This window comes from Sphingomonas folli, from assembly GCF_019429525.1.
GTDB classification, from domain to species: domain Bacteria; phylum Pseudomonadota; class Alphaproteobacteria; order Sphingomonadales; family Sphingomonadaceae; genus Sphingomonas; species Sphingomonas folii.
In genome coordinates this window covers 113715-132819 of the sequence record NZ_JAHXZL010000003.1, presented here as the reverse complement: position 1 = coordinate 132819, position 19105 = coordinate 113715, and the positions used below count along the sequence as shown (strand labels likewise).

Annotated in this window: 14 protein-coding genes; 10 read left to right on the top strand and 4 right to left on the bottom strand. The window is 72.1% G+C overall.

Annotated elements, in window-relative coordinates; all coding sequences use genetic code 11:
* Positions 1-15 precede the first annotated feature (15 nt).
* From gcvPA to KZ813_RS05565, 3 genes are all read left to right on the top strand, one after another.
* Positions 16-1374: an aminomethyl-transferring glycine dehydrogenase subunit GcvPA gene (gcvPA, locus tag KZ813_RS05575; protein ID WP_219753979.1), complete on the top strand. Its 1359-nt coding sequence runs from the start codon at positions 16-18 to the stop codon at positions 1372-1374.
* Positions 1371-3065: an aminomethyl-transferring glycine dehydrogenase subunit GcvPB gene (gene gcvPB, locus KZ813_RS05570; RefSeq protein WP_219753978.1), complete on the top strand. Its 1695-nt coding sequence runs from the start codon at positions 1371-1373 to the stop codon at positions 3063-3065. The genes gcvPA and gcvPB overlap by 4 nt, the downstream gene beginning before the upstream one ends.
* A 150-nt stretch (positions 3066-3215) precedes the next feature.
* A complete protein-coding gene (locus tag KZ813_RS05565) occupies positions 3216-5081 on the top strand; it encodes a methyl-accepting chemotaxis protein (RefSeq protein WP_219753977.1) in 1866 nt (621 codons plus the stop codon).
* A 30-nt stretch (positions 5082-5111) separates the two neighbouring features.
* Here KZ813_RS05565 and KZ813_RS05560 read toward each other — a convergent pair whose 3' ends face one another.
* A complete protein-coding gene (locus tag KZ813_RS05560) occupies positions 5112-6017 on the bottom strand; it encodes a DMT family transporter (RefSeq protein WP_219753976.1) in 906 nt (301 codons plus the stop codon).
* 216 nt (positions 6018-6233) lie between these two features.
* Here KZ813_RS05560 and KZ813_RS05555 point away from each other — a divergent pair, with 216 nt between their 5' ends.
* A complete protein-coding gene (locus KZ813_RS05555) occupies positions 6234-7586 on the top strand; it encodes a DUF6683 family protein (RefSeq protein ID WP_219753975.1) in 1353 nt (450 codons plus the stop codon).
* Positions 7587-7638: 52 nt separating this feature from the next.
* A complete protein-coding gene (locus KZ813_RS05550; protein ID WP_219753974.1) occupies positions 7639-9171 on the top strand; it encodes an aminoacyl--tRNA ligase-related protein in 1533 nt (510 codons plus the stop codon).
* A 58-nt stretch (positions 9172-9229) separates the two neighbouring features.
* Here KZ813_RS05550 and KZ813_RS05545 read toward each other — a convergent pair whose 3' ends face one another.
* Both KZ813_RS05545 and KZ813_RS05540 read right to left on the bottom strand, forming a co-directional pair.
* Positions 9230-11308, bottom strand: coding sequence for a beta-galactosidase (locus KZ813_RS05545; RefSeq protein WP_258046450.1), 2079 nt, complete (start codon positions 11306-11308; stop codon positions 9230-9232).
* A gap of 25 nt (positions 11309-11333) precedes the next feature.
* Positions 11334-12860, bottom strand: coding sequence for an alpha-L-fucosidase (locus KZ813_RS05540; protein ID WP_308461793.1), 1527 nt, complete (start codon positions 12858-12860; stop codon positions 11334-11336).
* Positions 12861-13242: 382 nt separating this feature from the next.
* Between KZ813_RS05540 and KZ813_RS05535 the strand changes: the two genes are divergently transcribed.
* Both KZ813_RS05535 and KZ813_RS05530 read left to right on the top strand, forming a co-directional pair.
* Positions 13243-14019, top strand: a complete 777-nt coding sequence (locus KZ813_RS05535) for an IclR family transcriptional regulator (RefSeq protein ID WP_308461792.1) — start codon at positions 13243-13245, stop codon at positions 14017-14019.
* 52 nt (positions 14020-14071) lie between these two features.
* Positions 14072-15103, top strand: coding sequence for a zinc-binding alcohol dehydrogenase family protein (locus tag KZ813_RS05530; RefSeq protein WP_258046449.1), 1032 nt, complete (start codon positions 14072-14074; stop codon positions 15101-15103).
* A gap of 8 nt (positions 15104-15111) precedes the next feature.
* On the opposite strand, the gene KZ813_RS05525 is transcribed toward KZ813_RS05530, so the two are convergent.
* On the bottom strand, positions 15112-15927 hold the full coding sequence (locus KZ813_RS05525) for a DUF4336 domain-containing protein (RefSeq protein WP_219753971.1): 816 nt from the start codon (positions 15925-15927) through the stop codon (positions 15112-15114).
* A 105-nt stretch (positions 15928-16032) separates the two neighbouring features.
* Here KZ813_RS05525 and KZ813_RS05520 point away from each other — a divergent pair, with 105 nt between their 5' ends.
* The 3 genes from KZ813_RS05520 to KZ813_RS05510 are packed head-to-tail and all read left to right on the top strand — an operon-like array spanning position 16033 to position 19018.
* Entirely contained in the window at positions 16033-17154 is a 1122-nt protein-coding gene (locus tag KZ813_RS05520) for an 8-amino-7-oxononanoate synthase (RefSeq protein WP_219753970.1), read from the top strand.
* Positions 17151-17771, top strand: coding sequence for a dethiobiotin synthase (gene bioD / locus KZ813_RS05515; protein ID WP_219753969.1), 621 nt, complete (start codon positions 17151-17153; stop codon positions 17769-17771). The genes KZ813_RS05520 and bioD overlap by 4 nt, the downstream gene beginning before the upstream one ends.
* Complete coding sequence (locus tag KZ813_RS05510) at positions 17768-19018, top strand: adenosylmethionine--8-amino-7-oxononanoate transaminase (protein ID WP_219753968.1); 1251 nt, start codon at positions 17768-17770, stop codon at positions 19016-19018. The genes bioD and KZ813_RS05510 overlap by 4 nt, the downstream gene beginning before the upstream one ends.
* The last annotated feature ends 87 nt before the right edge of the window (positions 19019-19105 follow it).

The following is a 19105-nucleotide window of genomic DNA, read 5'->3' as shown; positions in this document are numbered from 1 at the left end:
GGGAGAGACCCGATCATGCGCTACCTACCGCTCACCCCGGCCGATCGCAGCGAGATGCTGGCGGTGATCGGCGCCTCCTCGATCGACGACCTGTTCGTCGACGTGCCCGAGGCGGCGCGGCTCGACGGCCCGGTCCACGACCTGCCGCTCCACGCCAGCGAGCTGGCGGTCGAGCGCCACATGACCGCGCTGGCGCGCCAGAACACCGTGGCGGGCGAGGTGCCCTTCTTCCTCGGCGCCGGCGCCTATCGCCACCATGTGCCGGCCACGGTCGATCATCTGATCCAGCGCGGCGAGTTCCTCACCGCCTACACGCCCTATCAGCCCGAGATCGCGCAGGGCACGCTGCAGATGCTGTTCGAGTTCCAGACGCAGGTCGCGCGCCTGCTCGGGACCGACGTGGCCAACGCCAGCATGTACGACGGCTCGACCGCCTGCTGGGAGGCGATCGGCATGGCGCGGCGGATCACCCGGCGCGGCAAGGCGATCCTCTCGTCCGGGCTGCACCCGCACTACGTCTCGGTCGCCAGGACGATGGCGCGCTACACCGGCGACCTGCTCGAGACCGGCGCACCCGCGCTGACCGCCGACACCGACCTCGATCGGCTGATCGCCGCGATCGACGCCGACACGTCGTGCGTGGTGGTGCAATATCCCGACATCCTCGGCCGCGTCGCCGATCTGACGCCGCTCGCCGAGGCGTGCCAGGCCAACAAGGCGCTGCTGATCGCGGTGGTGACCGAGCCGGTCGCGCTGGGCGCGCTGCGCGCGCCGGGCGAGATGGGCGCCGACATCGTCGTCGGCGAGGGCCAGTCGATCGGCGTCGGACTCCAGTTCGGGGGGCCCTATGTCGGCCTGTTCGGCTGCAAGGACAAATATGTCCGCCAGATGCCCGGGCGGCTGTGCGGCGAGACGGTGGACGCGGACGGCCGCCGCGGCTTCGTTCTGACGCTCTCCACGCGCGAGCAGCATATCCGGCGCGAGAAGGCGACCAGCAACATCTGCACCAACTCGGGGCTGTGCGCGCTGGCCTTCTCGATCCACATGACCCTGCTGGGCGAGAAGGGGCTTCGCGGGCTCGCCGCGATCAACCATGCGGCGGCGTGTCGCGCCGCCGACCGGCTCGCGCAGGTGCCGGGCGTGCGCGTGATCAACCGGGCGTTCTTCAACGAGTTCACGCTCGACCTCGGGCAGGAGGCGCGGCCGATCGTGCGCACGCTGGCGGAGCGCGGCGTGCTCGCGGGCGTGTCGCTCGGGCGGCTCTACCCCGGCGAGGCGGCGCTCGAGAACGGCCTGGTGGTGGCGGTGACCGAGACGGTGACCGACGAGGATGTGGAGGCGCTGGCGACGGCGCTGACGGAGGTGCTGGCATGACGATCAACCAGAGCGGCTGGAAGCCGACCGCGCCCGCGGGTCGCGGCGACGCGGCGGGCACGACCTTCACCGGCAACAAGGCCCTGATGCTGGAGGAGCCGCTGATCTTCGAGATCGGCGACGACCAGACCACGGGTGTCGACTTCATCCTCCCCGCTCGCGGGGAGGGGGACCGCCGGCCGCAGGCCGGTGGTGGAGGGGGCTCGCCTCATGGCGCAGCGTCCGCGGAGGCCCCCCTCCACCACCCGGCTGCGCCGGGCGGTGCCGCTCCCCGTGCCGGGGAGGATCGTCTGGGTGGGCTCGCGCGCACCGCGTCGATCGGACTCCCGGGTCTGTCCGAGCCCGAGACGGTGCGGCATTATACCCGCCTCAGCCGGCAGAATTACGCGATCGACCTCGGCCTCTTCCCGCTCGGCTCGTGCACGATGAAGCACAATCCGCGGCTCAACGAGAAGGTCGCGCGGCTGCCCGGCTTCGCCGACGTGCACCCGCTCCAGCCGGTCGACACGGTGCAGGGAGCGCTGGCGGTGATCAACGAGCTGGCGGTGTGGCTGATCAAGCTGACCGGCATGTACGGGGTCGCCATGAGCCCCAAGGCGGGCGCGCACGGCGAGCTGTGCGGCATCCTGTGCATCAAGGCCGCGCTGGAGAAGCGCGGGGAGGGGCATCGCAAGGTCGTGCTCGTGCCCGAGAGCGCGCACGGCACCAATCCCGCCACCGCCGCCTTCGCCGGCTTCACGGTGGAGGATATCCCCGCCACCGTCGACGGCCGCGTCGACCTCGCCGCGCTCCGGGCGCGGCTCGGCCCCGACATCGCGGCGGTGATGATCACCAACCCCAACACCTGCGGGTTGTTCGAGCGCGATCTCAAGGCGATCTCGGACGCGGTCCACGCCGCGGGCGGCTACGTCTACTGCGACGGCGCCAACTTCAACGCGATCGTCGGCAAGGTGCGCCCGGGTGACCTCGGCGTCGACGCGATGCACATCAACCTGCACAAGACCTTCTCCACGCCGCACGGCGGCGGCGGTCCGGGCTCGGGGCCGGTGGTGCTGTCCGAGGCGCTCGCGCCGTTCGGCCCGCTGCCGTTCACCGCGCGGATGGCGGATGGCCATATCGCGCTGATCGAGGAGGAGACCGCCGGCGACGATCACCCCGACACGTTCGGCCGGATGACGGCCTTCCACGGCCAGATGGGGATGTTCACGCGCGCGCTGACCTATATCCTCAGCCACGGCGCGGACGGGCTCCAGCAGGTCGCCGAGGACGCGGTGCTCAACGCCAATTACGTGCTGCGCCGGCTGGAGGACACGCTGGACGCGCCGTTCGCCGGCTCGGGGCCCTGCATGCACGAGGCGATCTTCTCGGACCGCGGGCTGGCGCCCGGCTTCTCCACGATCGACATCGCCAAGGCGCTGATCGACGAGGGCTATCACCCGATGACCATGTATTTCCCCCTGGTCGTCCACGGCGCCATGCTGGTGGAGCCGACCGAGACGGAGAGCAAGGCGGCGCTCGACCAGTTCATCGGCGCGCTGCGCTCGGTGGCGGAGCGCGCCAAGGCGGGCGACGCGGCGCTCAAGACCGCGCCGCATTTCGCCCCGCGCGCGCGGCTCGACGAGACGCTCGCCGCGCGCAAGCCGGTGCTGGTGTGGAAGCCACCGGTCGCCGAGGCGCAGGCGGCGGAATAAGGGAGCCGGGGCGGCCCCGGTCGCCCCGCCCCATCGCGCGCGGTCCCGGTGCTCAGGCCCCGGTGGGTAAAAGCTTCCTTAGGCAATAGCGGGTACACCGGCACGCGACGAGGTGACCGGGGAGGCCGAGCATTGGCTAGATCATGGCCGTTGCGCGGTCGCCAGCTCTCGTTCGAGGGGCAGATCGTCCTCAGCTACGCCGTCGCCGCCGTCATCCTGATCGCCGCGCTCTGCGGCTTCGGTCTCGTCCAGGCACGCGACCAGGACCGCGCGCAGACCGCCGCCACCACCCGCGCGATCGAACAGGCGCTCGGTGCCAAGGCGGTGGCGTTCCGCAGCTGGCTCAAGGGCTATGCGCTGTGGGACGACCTGTACCGCCACGCCGCGCTCGGCACCGACATGGACTGGCTCGAGGCCAATCTCGGCTCGGGTGTGTGGGAGACCTTCACGGTCCCGATGAGCGGCGTCTTCATCGTCGATCGTGCCCAGCGGCAGCGATACGCTTATTGGTCGAAGGGACGGTCCCCCGCGCTGCGCGACGTCGCGGGTATCGACCTGGCGCGCGAGATCGCGCGGGCGGACCGCAGCGACCTGCCGCAGGTCGCGCGGGTCGAGCTCGGCGGCGATCCCTTTTTCTTCGGCGTGGCGCGGATCCGGCCGACGACCGCCGCGCTGGAGAGAGCGACGGTAGAGGGACGCTACCTGATCCTGCTCCAGCCGATCGCGGGCGGTGTCACCGCCGAGATCGGCGCCGCGATGAGCGTCGACGCGCTGCGCTGGGTGCGCGACGCGACGGGGGGCGCGGCGCCGCAGGTCGACGTGCTCCGTCGCCCCGGCGCGCGCGGGCGGCTGACGTGGCGCGCGGCGCGCCCGGGACGCGCCATGCTGCGCGCGGCGACGCTGCCGACGCTGCTGCTCGTCACGATGACGCTGGTGATCGGCGTGGTGCAATATGGTCGCGCCCGCCACCTGGCACGGCTGCTGCGCGCCGAACGGCGCGCCGCCGTGCGCGAGGCGCAGAAGAGTCGCGCGGCGACCGAGGCGGCAGTCAGCGCCCAGGCCGCGGCCGAGTCGCTGATCCAGCGCCTGGGCGAGAAGGAGCGGGCGGTGGCGCGACTGTCCGACGAGCGCGACCGCGAACAGCGCTCGCACAGGCGCGAGGTGCAGGAACAATCGTCGCGCACGCTGACGCTGTTCGAGCGCGAGTTCAGCTCGGTGCTGAGCCCGATCGTCGCCATCGCCGACACGCTCGACCGCCAGGCGTCGGCGCTCGAGCGCGAGGCCGTCGCGGGCGACCGCGCCGCCGCGATCGCCTCGGAGCGCGCGCGCTCCACCGCGGCGGTGGTCGGCCGCGTCGTCGCCGACAGCGCGCAGCTGGAGATCGCCACCCACAGCCTCGAGTCGGACATCCACCGCGCCGCGGAGGTGACGCAGCGCGCGCAGCAGGTCGGCACCGAGCTGGTGGCACGTCTCCAGCAGCTCGCCGGGCACGCCAGCGGGGTCGAGGACGTGATCGCCTCGGTGGCGGAGATCGCGGCGCGGATCAACCTGCTCGCGCTCAACGCCCGGATCGAGGCGAGCCGGGCGGGTGCCGCCGGGCTGGGCTTCGCGGTGCTGGCCGACGAGGTCAAGCAGCTGGCGGAGTCGACCGCGCGGCAGGTGGCGCAGATCGCGGGCGTGCTGCGCGAGATCAAGGGACAGGGCGACATCGCCGCGACGGGCGCCGAGACGATCGGCGAGATGATGTGCGCCTCCGCCGCGGCCACCGGCTCGTCGCACCGCGCGCTCGACGCGCAGGCGGCGATCGTCCGCGCGATCAGCCGCATCGCCTCGGCGGCCGAGGCCGAGGTGGCCGAGGCCGACGTGGCGATCGCGGACCTCACGCGCCTGGTCGGCTCGTCGGAGACCATGGCGCGCGCGGTCAACCGGGCGGCGCACGAGCTGAATCAGCGCGCGGATACGCTGCGGCAGAGCGCCTCGCTCTTCACCGGGCGCTTGCGCCAAAGCGCGGGATAGGACCGGCCCGCGGCAGCGGGCCGCGCCCGCTCACGCGATCCCCTGCGCCGTGGCCTGCCGCGTCTCCTCGCGGCGGCGGACATGCTCGCGCCAGACGATGTACAGGCCCGCCGCGACGATCACCGGCGCGCCGACCCAGGTGGCGCGATCGGGCAGGTGGCCGAACACCAGCCAGCCGAGCAGCGTCGCCCACAGCAGCGAGGTATAGTCCATCGGCACCACCGCCGACACTGGCCCGAAGGCGAGCGAGCTCGTCATCGCCACCTGCGCCGCGCCGCCGAGCAGCCCGCACGACACCAGCACCACCCACAGCCACGGCGTGTGCGGCTGCGCCCAGATCGCATAGGCGATGCCGAGCGGCACCAGCGACAGGGTCGAGAACCAGAACACCGTCGTCAGCGGCCTCTCGGTACGCCCGATCGTGCGCAGCAGGATCGTCACCACCGCGGTCAGCACCGCCGCGAGCAGCCCGCTGAGCGCGCCGTGGAGCGGTATCTCGCGCCCGCCGGGCTGCGCCACGATCACCACGCCGGTGAAGCCCACCGCCACCGCCGCCCAGCGGCGCCAGCCGGTCGGCTCGTGCAGCACCAGCGCGCCGAGCACGGTGGCGAAGATCGGCATCGAGAAGCCGATCGTGGTGGCCTTCGCCAGCGGCAACACGGTGAGCGCGTAGAAGGTGAATGCCATCGAGATCAGACCCACCGTCGCGCGCGCGAGGTGCGCGCCGAAGCGCCGCGTCGGCAGCGTCGCGAAACCGGGGCCGACGCCCACCACCGCGGTGACCAGGAGCGCGGCGCCGCACTGGCGCCAGAACAGGATCTCGGCGAGATGCGCGCCGCCCGCCTCGGCGAGCTTGATGCACGTGTTCATCAGCGCGAACAGCGCCACCGAGGTGAGCCGCAGCGCCACGGCGAGCAGGATGCGATCGGATGCCACGCGCGTGCCTTAGCGAGAATTCGCGGCCTGTGGGCCGGAAGCGTGCGACGTCGCGACGAAAGGCGGCAGCCGGCGGTCGGTGCCGTCGCGCGCGGCTCGGCCGGTCGCGGCGGGCGAACCGCGCGCCGCGTCGCGCCGGCCGCGCGCTATCAAAGGCCCTCGCGCTACGCCACGCCGGGGACGGGCATCGCGGGGCGACGGACGGGAGCGGGGCGGATGCGGATCGCACTGGGCGCCGGACGGGCGATGCGCTTGACGGCGATGGCGCTGATCCTGGCCGGCGTGGCGCCGCCGCCGGCGGCCATCGCCGCCGCTTCGACCGTCGCCACTCGTTTCGCGCGCGACCCTGCGCGGTTCGAGGACAACAAGCGCAAGCTGATCGCGGCCTATCGCCGCCGGTCGCCAGCGCTCGGCACCGCGCTCGAGAAGGCCTTCGCGCAGGACCTGCTGACGCTGCTCGCGCCCGAGTTCCGACGGCTGGCGATCCGCCCGGACGACGTCGCGGACATGACCGCGGCTTACTGGGTCACCGCCTGGGAGGCGGCGCACGACATTGTCGGGCGCCAGACCGATCCCGCGCTGGTGCAAGGCGCGGCGCGGCAGATCGCGGGCAAGCTCGGCCCGAGCGTCGCGCGGCTGAGCGACGCCGAGAAGCAGGACCTGGCCGACACGATGCTGCTCCAGACGCTCGTGGTCGACGCGCGGATGAAGGCGGTGGCGAGCGGCGGCGCGGCGGCACGGCGGCGGATGAGCGACGCGATCGCCGCGGAGGCGGCGCAGTTGCTGCGCGTCGACCTGCGCCAAGTCGAATTGGGCGCGGCGGGCTTCACCCCGCGCGCTGGCGCGGCCGCCGGCGGGAGTGCGGCTGGGCCGGACGCGTCCGTCGCCTCCGCGCCCGCCGCGCCCGAGACGCCGGGGGCGCACGCCGCCAACTGGGCGCAGGTGGAGGGGGTGTACTTCAGATCCTATACCAGCTTCGGCGTGGGCGGCATGGTGATCCAGGATTTCGAGCCGATCGTGCTGTTCCGCGACGGGCGCTATTATGCGATCGAGGGGCCGGCGCTGGAGGACGTGGACCTCGCCGCCAGCCGCGCGCGCGCGCCGCGCGCCTGGGGCCAGTGGAAGCGCGAGGCACACACGTTCCTGCTTACCGACGAGCGCGGGCGCACCAGCGATCATCGACTGCAGCAGGGCAGCTTCTTCAAGGCCTTTCCCGCCGAGGCCGCGGGCGGTGCGCTGGAGCGGCCGTACAAGCGCGTGTCGGGCGGAGGCGATTCGGCGCTGGGCGGCACGATGGCGATCGCCGCGCAGACCAACATCGCCTTCACCCGCGACGGTCGCTTCAGCGACAGCTCGAGCGCGGGCGCCTCGGGGGCCAACGTCGCCGCCTACAGTCGCCGCCCCGTCGCGGGCGGGCGCTACCGCGTCGCGCGCCACACGATCAGCTTCACCGACGCGGCCGGCAGGACGCGGCGCGCGTTCTTCGCTCTGGGTTCCCAGGCCGCGCCGGCGCGACTCGACACCGACATGATCTTCATCGGCGACCGCGTCTTCGTGAAGGACGATTGAGCGCGCGTCGCGACGGTTTACGGGCGGCCGGCTTCGCGTGTACGGCCGCCGCATGATCAAGCACGCTCTCTCCGTCACGCGCGAGGCCGATTTCGCCGCCTGGTACCAGTCCGTCATCGCCGAGGCGGACATGGCCGAGGAATCGGGCGTGCGCGGCTGCATGGTGATCCGGCCGTGGGGCTATGGCATCTGGGAGCGGATCCAGCGCCTGCTCGACGATCGCATCAAGGCGACCGGCCACGAGAACTGCTATTTCCCCGTGTTCATCCCGCTCTCCTATTTCGAGCAGGAGGCGGCGCACGTCGAGGGCTTCGCCAAGGAGATGGCGGTCGTCACCCACCACCGCCTGATCGCCGACGGCAAGGGCGGGCTGGTGCCCGATCCCGAGGCGAAGTTGGAGGAACCGCTGGTGGTTCGTCCCACCTCGGAGACGGTGATCGGCCACGCCTTCGCGCGCTGGGTGCAATCGTGGCGCGACCTGCCGGTGCTGATCAACCAATGGGCGAATGTCGTCCGCTGGGAGATGCGCACGCGCATGTTCCTGCGCACCGCCGAGTTCCTGTGGCAGGAGGGGCATACCGCGCATGCCTCGGCCGCCGAGGCGCGCGAGGAGACGCTGCGCATGCTCGAGGTCTATCGCGACTTCGCCGAGAGCGACCTCGCGCTGCCCGTGGTGGCGGGCGAGAAGCCCGAGAACGAGCGTTTTCCCGGCGCGGTCGCGACCTATTCCATCGAGGCGATGATGCAGGACGGCAAGGCGCTCCAGGCGGGCACCTCGCATTTCCTCGGCACGAATTTCGCCAGCGCGCAGAACATCCGCTTTCAGAACAACGCGGGCGAGCTCGAACTCGCCAACACGACCAGCTGGGGCGTGTCGACCCGTACGATCGGCGCGCTGATCATGGTGCACGGCGACGACGATGGGATGCGCGTGCCGCCGCGCGTCGCGCCCTGGCAGGTGGTGATCGTGCCGATGCTGCGCGACTCGCCCGAGGACGAGGCGCTGGTGGCCTATTGCCGTGAGCTGCAGCAGGCGCTCGCGCGCCGGAGCGCGTTCGGCGAGCCGCTGCGCGCGCTGCTCGACCTGAAGCCGGTGAAGTCCACCACCAAGCGCTGGGGCTGGGTGAAGAAGGGCGCGCCGCTGGTGATCGAGGTGGGCGGGCGCGACATGGCCGCGGGTGCCGTGTCGGTGATCCGGCGCGACCGGCTGTATCGCGCCGACGGCAAGCTCGACAGTGTCGGTACCGCGCGTGACGCCTTCGCCGCCGAGGCGCCCGCGCTGCTCGAGACGATCCAGCGCGCGCTGTACGACGAGGCGGCCGCGCGGCTGCGCGCGGGGATCACCCCGGCGGCCGACTGGGCCGCGGTCGAGGCGCATTTCTCGGCCGACGCGCGCAACCCGGGCTGGCTCGAGGTGCAATGGGCGCGCCCCACCGGCGCCGCGCTCGAGGCGGTGGTGGAGAAACTGAAGGCTCTCAAGCTGACGCTGCGCAACGCCCCGAGCGATCAGGCGCCGGCGGACGGTATCTGTGTCTTCACCGGCGCGGCGGCGGCGGAGCGCGTGCTGGTCGGTCGCGCCTATTGAACGCGAGCGCGCCCCCGCGCGCCTTCGACAGGACGGTCGAGCCCGACCGGCCGGTCGCTCATTCGACCAGCGCCACCGCGTAGCCGGGGAGTGTGTGCGTTCCACTCACGGTCTCTCCCGTCAGCAGGTCGCGACCCGCTCGCGGCAGCGACACGGTGGTCGGTTCGTCGCGCGTGTTCACGTATAAGGTGCGACCGCCGACGGCACGTGCCACCACGCCGGGTGGCGTGACCGGGCCGCGCGCGATCCCCAGCTCGGCGTAGAGTGACCGAAGCAGCGGCCCGAGCAGCGTGGCCTGGGGAGCGGTGGCCAGGTAGATCGCGCGCCCCTTGCCGAAGCGGTTGACGGTGATCGCCGCCGGGTCGCCCGGCACGCCGCTGAAACGCGCCAGCACGCGCGCGCTGCCCGGCTCGAGCACCTCGTAATAGGGGTCCGTGCCGGTCAGTTCCTGTCCCGCGAACGCGACGCGAAGCGGCGCGGCGGCGCGGTAGAAAGCGTTGGTGCGCAGCCCGAAGACGTCGCTCAGCCGGCCGGGCAGCGGCGTGCCGAACCACTGGCCGGTGACGTCGGCCTTGGCGGAATAGCCGGTCATCACCACGGTGCCGCCGCGCTCGACGTAGCGGCGCACCGCGTCCGCGGTGGGCGCGTCCATGACATAGGCGCTGGGTAGGACGACGAGCTTGTAGCGATCGATCGGGTCGTGCGCGACGTCGATCACCGCGGCGTCGATATTGTCCTCGAACAGAGGCTGGAACGCCGCTTTCGCCTGCTCCTGATAGTTGCCGACGAAATACTGCTTCATCGTGTTCGGCCCCGGCGGCGGGGTGAGCAGCCAGTTGGTCTGGAAGGAGTAGCCGATCGCCACCGGTGGCGTGTCCTGGCGCGGAAAGCCGAGCGTCTGCACCTTGCGGAACTCGGTCGCGACGCGCGCGAACTCGTCGACTTTCCACGACGGCCGATCGTCATGGTCGAGCAGCCCGAACAGCGACTGCTCCTCGCCGCCGAGATGCGAGTTGAAGGTCCAGGCGAGGAACGTCTGGGCGTAGGTGAGCAGCCCGAAATAGGCCCACATGCGCGAGCGCCCCGGCGTGCCATAGTCGCCGCCGCCGCCCGCGGTGAACTCGTTGAACCACACCGGCCGCGGACTGCCCGCGCGCATCATCATGACCTGAAACGCCGCCCCCAGCGGGTCGCCGGGATAGAAGCCGAGCGCGCCGAACGTGGCGTAACGTTCCCAACTGCGCAGATAGTCGAAGCCCTTGTCGCCCGCCTCGGGCCACAGGTTGGAGATGGCGGGCAGCTGCGGCGCGACGCGCGCGCGCACCGCGTCGATCTCGCTCAGCGCCGCGATCGTCTGCTCGGACCAGAAGCGGTGCAGGTCGAGGTTGCGCTCGTTCGGACCGGGGCCCTCGCCGTAGGGCAGGTCGATCGAGTCCCAGTCGGCGATGCGGCGCGACCAGCGCTGCGTCGCCCAGGCGGCGTTGAGCGCCTCGATCGTGCCGTAGCGCTGCTTCAGCCAGGCGGTGAAGCGCTGCTTGACCCCGGGCGAGTAGGACATCGGCGAGCTGCCCACCTCATTGTCATAGCCCACCGCCACCACCGCCGGGTGCTTGCCCCAGCGCGTCAGCATCGCTTCCGCCAGCGCGGTGACGCGGCGACGGTAATCGGGGTCGCTGAGATCGTCCCAGTAGCGCGTCGCGGCGTGTCGCCGCGCGCCGTCCTGCGAGATGATGTCGACCCCGGGGTAGCGCTGGTGCAGCCAGCCGGGGGCGGGCAGGCCGGGCACGTCGAGGATCACCTTGATCCCCGCGGCGTGCATCTGGTCGAGCACGCGATCGAACCACTCGAGGCGATACTGGCCCTCGGCCGGCTCGAACGAGTCCCAGGAGAGGTCGCCCATCCGCACCATATTGAAGCCGGCGCGCTTCATGACCGCGATGTCCGCGGCGATCTGCGCGGGCGAGCGGTCGATCGGCTGGTAGCAGGCGCCGACGAACAGCCGCCGGTCCAGCTCGGGCGTGCGCACCGCGGCGGGGGAGGCGGCCTCGCGCTGCGCGTGGGCGACGCCGGCCGGCGCTACCAGGGCGGAGACGAGCGCGAGCGCGGCGATATGCTTCAGCGGCATGAGCGGCGACATCCAGTGACGGTAGCTATTCGGACGATCAGGCGAAGCTGATCTCGAACGCGCTGGCGTGACGCGTCGGCAGTCGCTCGGGGCAGGTGATCAGCAGCGCCGCGTCGGTCTGGCGGAACGCGAGGCTCCCCGGGCCGCCGAGGAGCCGCACCCGGCGCACGCGGCGCGGCTCGTGCGGGTTGCCCGCTGCGAGCGAGGCGATCGCCACCTCGCCGCGCGGTGCGCCCAGGGTGATCGCGTAGAGCCGGTCGCGCCGCGCGGTGAAGCGGATGTCCTGCGCGACATAGTCGCCGCTCTCCTTGAAATTGCCCGCCGCGGCCTCGGTCGGTCCCTCGCCGTAGATCTTCCACGGTCGCGTGGCGTGGATCGCCTCGCCGTTGATCGGCATCCAGGCGGCGAGCTCGTCGAGCAGCTCGGACGACGCAGGCGGCAGGCTGCCGTCGGCGCGCAGCGCGACGTTGAGCAGCAGGTTGCCGTTCTTGCTGACGATGTCGGCCAGCATCGCGATCACCTGTGCGGGGGTCTTGTAGCGATCGTCCTCCTTCTCGAACCAGTCGCCGTTCGACGTGTCGGTCTGCCACGGGAAGGGATTGATCCCCTTGAGCACGCCGCGCTCGACGTCCTGCACGCCCCATTCGCGGTGGAACTCGCCCGAGCCGAGATCCTTCGAGGCGTAGACCGCGTCGAGCCGGCCATGGCGCGCGATGCTGCTGTTGTAGAGGTGCGCCACCAGCGATCGCCCCACCGTGCCGAACGGCAGGCCGCCGTCGGAATAGAGCAGGTCGGGCTGGTAGCTGTCGACGAGGTCGCGGATCCGCTTGTACCAGTGCGCGTGATAGGCGGGGTTCTTGGTGTACCAGGTGCCGGGCTTGTCGAGGAACGGCTCGTCGCGATTGTCGTGGTAGAGGTCGGCGTAGCGCGGGTCGGCGCCGTCGTAGCTGACGCCGAGCTTGGGCCAGAACTGGTCGTATAGATGGTTGGGGTACCACCAATTGTAGCTGGCGCCGAGATGCTCGGAGACGCCGAACCGCAGCCCGCGGCGCCGCGCCGCGTCGCGCCAGGCGCCGACGATGTCGCGCTTCGGTCCCATCATCGTGGCGTTCCAGCGCTGGTGCTTCGAGCGCCAGAGGTCGAAATTATCGTGGTGGACGCCCATCGACACGAAATATCGCGCGCCCGCCGCGGCGTAGCGGGTCATCAGCGCCTCGGGATCGAACTTGTCCGCGGTCCACAGCGGGATGATGTCCTTGTAACCGAACTCGGATGGGTGGCCGTAGGTCTTCAGATGATGCGCGTAATGCGGGTGGCCGGGGCAGTACATGAAGCGCGCGTACCAGTCGCCCTGGCGCGGCACCGCCTGCGGGCCCCAGTGCGCCCAGATACCGAACTTCGCGTCGCGGAACCAGTCGGGCGCCTGATAGCCGAGCAGTGACTCGACCGTCGGCTGGAATCGGCCGGGAGTGATCGGCGCGAGATCGGGGTGCGGCGGCGGATCCGCGGGCGGTGTCGCCCGCGCGGTGCTCGCCGCGACCGTCGCCCCCAACGAGGCCGTCACCAGATCTCGCCTGCTCAGTCCGATCATCTCGCTCTCCCCGGCACCCGTTATGTTATCATACTTGCAAGCGAGCTTTCATTTGGCAACCCCGATCGACGGGAGTGAGCAAGGCCATTCTGGCCGACGAACTTTGCTTCGCTGGTGCTTTGCGGGAAGGATCGCCGCAGGTGCGGAGCCAGGTGTGGCTCGCGACGGGGATGAAATCCCGTTGATGACGTCGCGCGTGAGTCGCTGGCGAGGATGCGCGCGGTGATCGAACGCGGCGTGGCGACGCTGCCCCGCCACGACCAGTTCCTCGCCGCCCCGGCGCGTGCCCATGGTCGCATTTGACAGCCGCATCGCGCTTTCTCATGACGCCGAGAGTCTGGGCGAGGGTGGGCGAGTGGCATCGGGGACAAAGACGACCTACGCGGCGCCGGCGGTCGAGAAAGCGTTCGAGGTCCTGGAACTGCTCGAATCCTATCCGGGCGGGCTGCTGGTGAGCGAGATGGCGGTCCTGCTGGAGCGGTCGGTGGGGGAGCTCTTCCGCATCGTCGTCGTCGTCGAGCAGCTCGGGTACCTTCGTAAGTCGCCCAAGGACGACCGCTACTCGGTGGCGTACAAGCTGCTCGACCTGGCCTATCGTTCCACCCCGGCGGAGAACCTCGTCGACGCGGCGCGCCCGGTGATGCGGCGCCTGGCGGTCGACACCGGCCAGTCGTGCCATCTCGTGGTCCTCAACGAGGGCAGCGGCCTCGTCATCGCGCGGGAGCATAATCCCGGCACACGCGGGTTCGCGCTCCGGCTCGGCGCTGCCGTGGAGCTGATCGGCAGCTGCTCGGGCAAGGTCCTGCTGGCCTTCAGCCCCGAGGAGGTGCGGCTGGCCGCGATCGCCCGCGCGGCGGAGGATGGCGCGCCGCTCGATCGCGCCGGACTCGACCGCCAGCTGGGACTGATCCGCAAGGCCGGGCACGCACAGCGCAAGAGCCCGATCACGCTGGGGGTGACCGACATCAGCTATCCGGTGTTCGGCTTCGACGGTCTGGTCGCCGCCGCGCTGACGATCCCCTTCCTGCGGCTGATCGACGGGTCGCAGACGGTCGACCTAGATGCGGCGCGCGCGCTGCTCCAGACGGCCGCCGGCGACATCTCGGCGACGCTCGGATCGTCCGGCACATGATAGCGATTGCATGAGCGTGAGCAGTATTTCATAGGTGCAAGACCGTGGCCCTATGAGGAAGACTGGCGCCGTGCTGACGATCATCTGCGACGAACCGCTCGCGCTGCGCGTCGCCGAGCGTGACCCGCCGGCACGCGCGGGCGACGAGCTGCTGGTCCGGATCCGGCGCGTCGGCCTATGCGGCACCGACTACCACATCTACGCGGGCGATCAGCCCTTCCTCAGCTACCCGCGCGTGATGGGGCATGAGCTGGCCGGCGAGATCGTCGAGGCGCCGGCAGGCTCGGCCTTCCATCCCGGACAGGCGGTGACGATCAACCCCTATCTCGCCTGCGGCCACTGCGTCGCCTGTCGCGCCGACAAGCCCAATTGCTGCGCCAACGTGGCGGTGCTCGGCGTCCATACCGACGGCGGCATGGCCGAGCTGATCGCGGTGCCCGAGCGCGCCGCGATCGACGCCACCGGCCTCACGCCCGAGCAGGCGGCGATGGTCGAGTTCCTCGCGATCGGCGCGCACGCGGTGGCGCGCGCGCGGCTCCGGCCGGGCAGCCGGGCGCTGGTGAAGGGCGCGGGGCCGATCGGGCTCGGTACCGCGCTCTTCGCCCGGCTCGACGGCGCCGCGGTGACGCTGTGCGACTCGCGTCAGCCGCGGCTGGATCGCGCCGCGCGCGATTTCGGCTTCGACTCGCTGGTGCTCGCCGACGACGACGCGCAGGCGCGCTTCGCGGCGATGACCGGCGGCGACTTCTTCGAGACCGTGTTCGACGCGACCGGCAATCTCGCCGCGATGCGCGACGGGCTCCAGCAGGTCGCGCACGGCGGCAGCTACGTGCTGGTGAGCGTGGTCAAAGGCGACCTGGTCTTCGCCGACCCCGAGTTCCACAAGCGCGAGACGACCCTGATCGCCAGCCGCAACGCGCTCGCCGCCGATTTCGCGCGCGTCATCGCGGCGATCCGCGACGGCACGATCGCGACCGGGGCGCTCCACACCCACAGCATCGACGCGCCGGACCTGCCGCGGCGCCTGCCCGAACTGATCGACGCGGCCGACGCGGTGCTCAAGGCGATCGTCCGCTTCGACTGATCGGCCGCTCAGACCCAGGCGAAGGCGCGTCGCAGCCGCGCCGCACCGCCGCTGTCGAAGGGCGCGCCGTGCGCCATCACCACGCGCTCGGGCGCCAGCGCCACCATCGCGCGGATCGCCGCGCGCATCGGCTCGCCGCCGAGCCGCAGCGCCGCGCGGAGGTAGAGCGGAGTGGTGCCGGCGGTGCCGCGAGTGGCCCGCGCCACCAGCGCGGTGATCGCGGGCAGCCGCTCGGCCGCGAGGTTCTGCAGCAGGTCGGTCAGCACCAGGGTGCGGCTCGCGCGGTGGACGAACCAGACCTCGCGGAAGCCGGCGCCGCCCTCGACCACGCCCTGGTCGATCGCGCCGGCCCATGCGGCCGGCGGCGCCGCGCCGAGCACCGCGTCGATCCGCAGCCCGGCGCGGCGCACCTGGGCGCGCTCGGCGAGGCCGGGCGCCGCCCACAGGGTGGCGCGTGGGAAAGCGCGCTGCCAGCGCGGCAGATAGGTCCAGTGCGCCACATTGGGTGCGACCAGGTGCTGTATCGGCCCGAGCGCCTCCAGCGCCGCCGCCAGCGCGGGGGTGTAGGGCGTGGGCGAGTGGAGCAGCAGCGCACCGTCGGCGAGCCGGATCACCGTCATGCGCACGGGCAGCGTCAGGCCGCCGGCGTGGATGGGCCCGCTGTCGACCAGCCAGACATCGTCCGCGAAGGGCTTGGGTACGTCGAGCGGCGGATAGGTCGCGGCAGCGGGGCGCCGGCTGGCGTAGACATAGCCGGCCAGCGCACCCGCGACGGCGACCGCGGCGAGCGCCGGCGCGGCGGCGGAATAAGAGCGTCGTGTCATGTCGGACAGAACGTCGCGCGCGCGTCGTCGTGCCGCGCCCCGCCGCAGCCTCGGCTCGCCGCGCCGGCTGGCCTTTGCCCGCCGCGGCGACCTATAGGCGCCGCGATGCAGCTCGCTTCGCACCGTGACCATCTCGCCGACCTCGCCGCGCGCGACCGCCTCCGCACGCTCGCGCCGCGCCGCGGCATCGACTTTTCCTCGAACGACTATCTCGCGCTCGCCTCCTCGCCGCGCCTGCGCGAGGCGGCGGCGGCGGCGTTGGAGCGCGGCGTGGCGCTCGGCTCGGGCGGCTCGCGGCTGCTGCGCGGCAACGATCCCGAGCACGAGGCACTGGAGCAGGAGGGCGCACGCTTCTTCGGCAGCGCCGCCGCGCTGTTCTTCGGCAGCGGCTATGCCGCCAATTGCGCGCTGTTCGCGGCGCTGCCGCAGGCGGGCGACCTAGTGGTGTACGACACGCTCGTCCATGCCAGCGCGCACGACGGGATGCGACTGGGCCGCGCGGAGACGGTAGCGGCCGCGCACAATGACGCGGGTGCGGTAGCGGCGACGATCGCGGGGTGGCGCGCGCGCGGCGGCACCGGCACGCCCTGGATCGCGGTGGAGAGCCTGTACAGCATGGACGGCGACCGCGCCCCGCTCGCCGATCTCGCCGCCGTCGCCGAGCAACACGACGCGATCCTCGTGATCGACGAGGCGCACGCCACCGGCGTGTGGGGCGACCGGGGGCGTGGCCTCGCCGAGTCGCTCGACGGGCGCGACAACGTCATCACGCTCAAGACCTTCGGCAAGGCGCTCGGCTGCGAGGGCGCGCTGGTCTGTTCATCGCGGCTGGTGCGCGACTTCCTGGTGGCGCGCGCGCGGCCCTTCATCTTCTCGACCGCGCCCGCCCCGCTCGCCGCCGCGGTGGCGCGCGCCGCGCTGGCGATCCTCGCCGACGAGCCCGAGCGCCGCGCGCGGCTCCACGCGCTGGTGGCGCACGCGGGCGCGCGACTTCACGCGCTCGGTGCGACCGTGACGGGCACGCAGGTCATGCCGCTGCTGATCGGCGACGACCGCGCCGCGCTCGACCTAGCCGCGGCGATGCAGCAGAGGGGCTTCGACGTGCGCGCGATCCGGCCGCCGACGGTCCCCGCGGGCAGTGCGCGATTGCGGCTGTCGCTGACGCTCCATGTCGGCGCGGCCGAGATCGACTCGCTCGCCGACGCGCTGGCCGAGGCGCGGCGATGAGCGCGATCGCGGTCACCGGGACCGACACCGGCGTCGGCAAGACCGTGTTCGCGGCGGCGCTGACCGTCGCGCTCGGCGCGTCCTACTGGAAGCCGGTGCAGGCGGGGCTGGAGGACGGCAGCGATGCGGCGAGCGTCGAGACGCTCGGCGTGCCGCGCGCGCGGATCGTGCCCGAGGCCTATCGGCTCACCACGCCCTGCTCGCCGCACCGCGCCGCCGAGCTCGACGGCGTCGCGATCGACCCGGCGCGGCTGGCGCTGCCTCGGATGGACGGCTACCTGGTGGTGGAGGGCGCCGGCGGCGCGCTGGTGCCGCTGACGCGCGACTGGCTGTTCGCCGACCAGATCGCGCGCTGGGCCTGCCCCACCGTGCTGGTCGCGCGCACCGCGCTCGGCACGATCAATCACAGCCTGCTCTCGATCGAGGCGCTGCGCGCGCGCGGCGTGTCGCTGCTCGGCGTCGCCTTCGTCGGCGACGCGCAGGAGGACAGCGAGGCGACGATCGCCGCGGTCGGCGGCGTGCGCCGGCTCGGTCGGCTGCCCTTGCTGCCGCGGCTCGACGCGGCCGCGCTGGCGGCGGCCTTCGCCGCCTCCTTCGACACGGCGGCGTTCCGATGAGCGACTCGCCGATCTGGCATCCCTTCACCCAGCACGGTCTCGGCGAGCCCATCCCCCTCGTGACACGCGGCGACGGCGCGGCGCTGCACACCGCCGACGGGCGCCGAGTGATCGACGCGATCTCGTCCTGGTGGGTGACGACGCACGGCCACAACCACCCCCGCATCGTCGCCGCGATCCGCGACCAGGCCGAGCGGCTCGACCAGATCATCTTCGCCGGCTGGACGCACGAGCCCGCCGAGGAACTGGCGCGCGGGCTCACCGCGATCATGCCGGCGGAGCTGACCCGGGTCTTCTTCTCCGACTCGGGGTCGACCAGCGTCGAGGTCGCGCTCAAGATGGCGCTGGGCTATTGGCACGCGCGCGGCGCGCCGCGCACCCGCATCCTGGTGATGGCGCACAGCTACCACGGCGACACGATCGGGGCGATGTCGGTCGGCGCGCGCGGCGTGTTCAACCGGCCGTACGCGCCGCTGCTGTTCGACGTCGGCACCATCCCCTTCCCGGCACCCGGCGCGGAGCGGACGGCGCTCGAGTCGCTCGAGCAGGCGTGCGCGAGCGGGGCGGCGGCGTTCATCGTCGAGCCGCTGGTGCTCGGCGCCGGGGGGATGCTGTTCTACCCGGCGGCGGTGCTCGCCGAGATGCGCGCGATCTGCGCGCGGCACGGCGTGCTCTTCATCGCCGACGAGGTGATGACGGGCTGGGGCCGCACCGGCACGTTGCTGGCGTGCGAGCAGGCCGGGGTGGTCCCTGACATCCTCTGCCTCTCCAAGGGGCTCACCGGCGGGGCGGTGCCACTGGCGGTGACGATGGCGCGCGAGCCGCTGTTCGAGGCGCATCGCAGCACCGATCGTGCGCGCATGTTCTTCCACTCGTCGAGCTACACCGCCAACCCGGTCGCCTGCGCCGCCGCCTGCGCCAATCTCGCGATCTGGCGCGACGAGCCGGTGCGCGAGCGCGTCGCGGCGCTGGCGGCGGCGCAGGCCGAGCGCGTGGCGGCGCTCGCCGCGCTGCCGGGGGTGAGCGCGACCCGCTCGCTCGGCACGATCGCGGCGCTCGAGCTGGGCGAGGGGGCGGGCTATCTCTCCGATCGCGCGCCGCGGCTGATGGCCTTCTTCCGCGAGCGCGACGTGCTGCTGCGCCCGCTCGGCGACACGCTCTACGTCATGCCGCCTTATTGCATCGGCGCGGACGACCTCGACCGGGTCTACGCGGTGATCGCGGAGGCGGTGGCCGCGTTCGGGTGAGCGCAGGCCGTTCCTCGGTGGAAGCTAGGGTGTACCGCTACGCCCGCGCCCCCAGGATCGGATGGCGGCTGAGATGGTGACACCGCT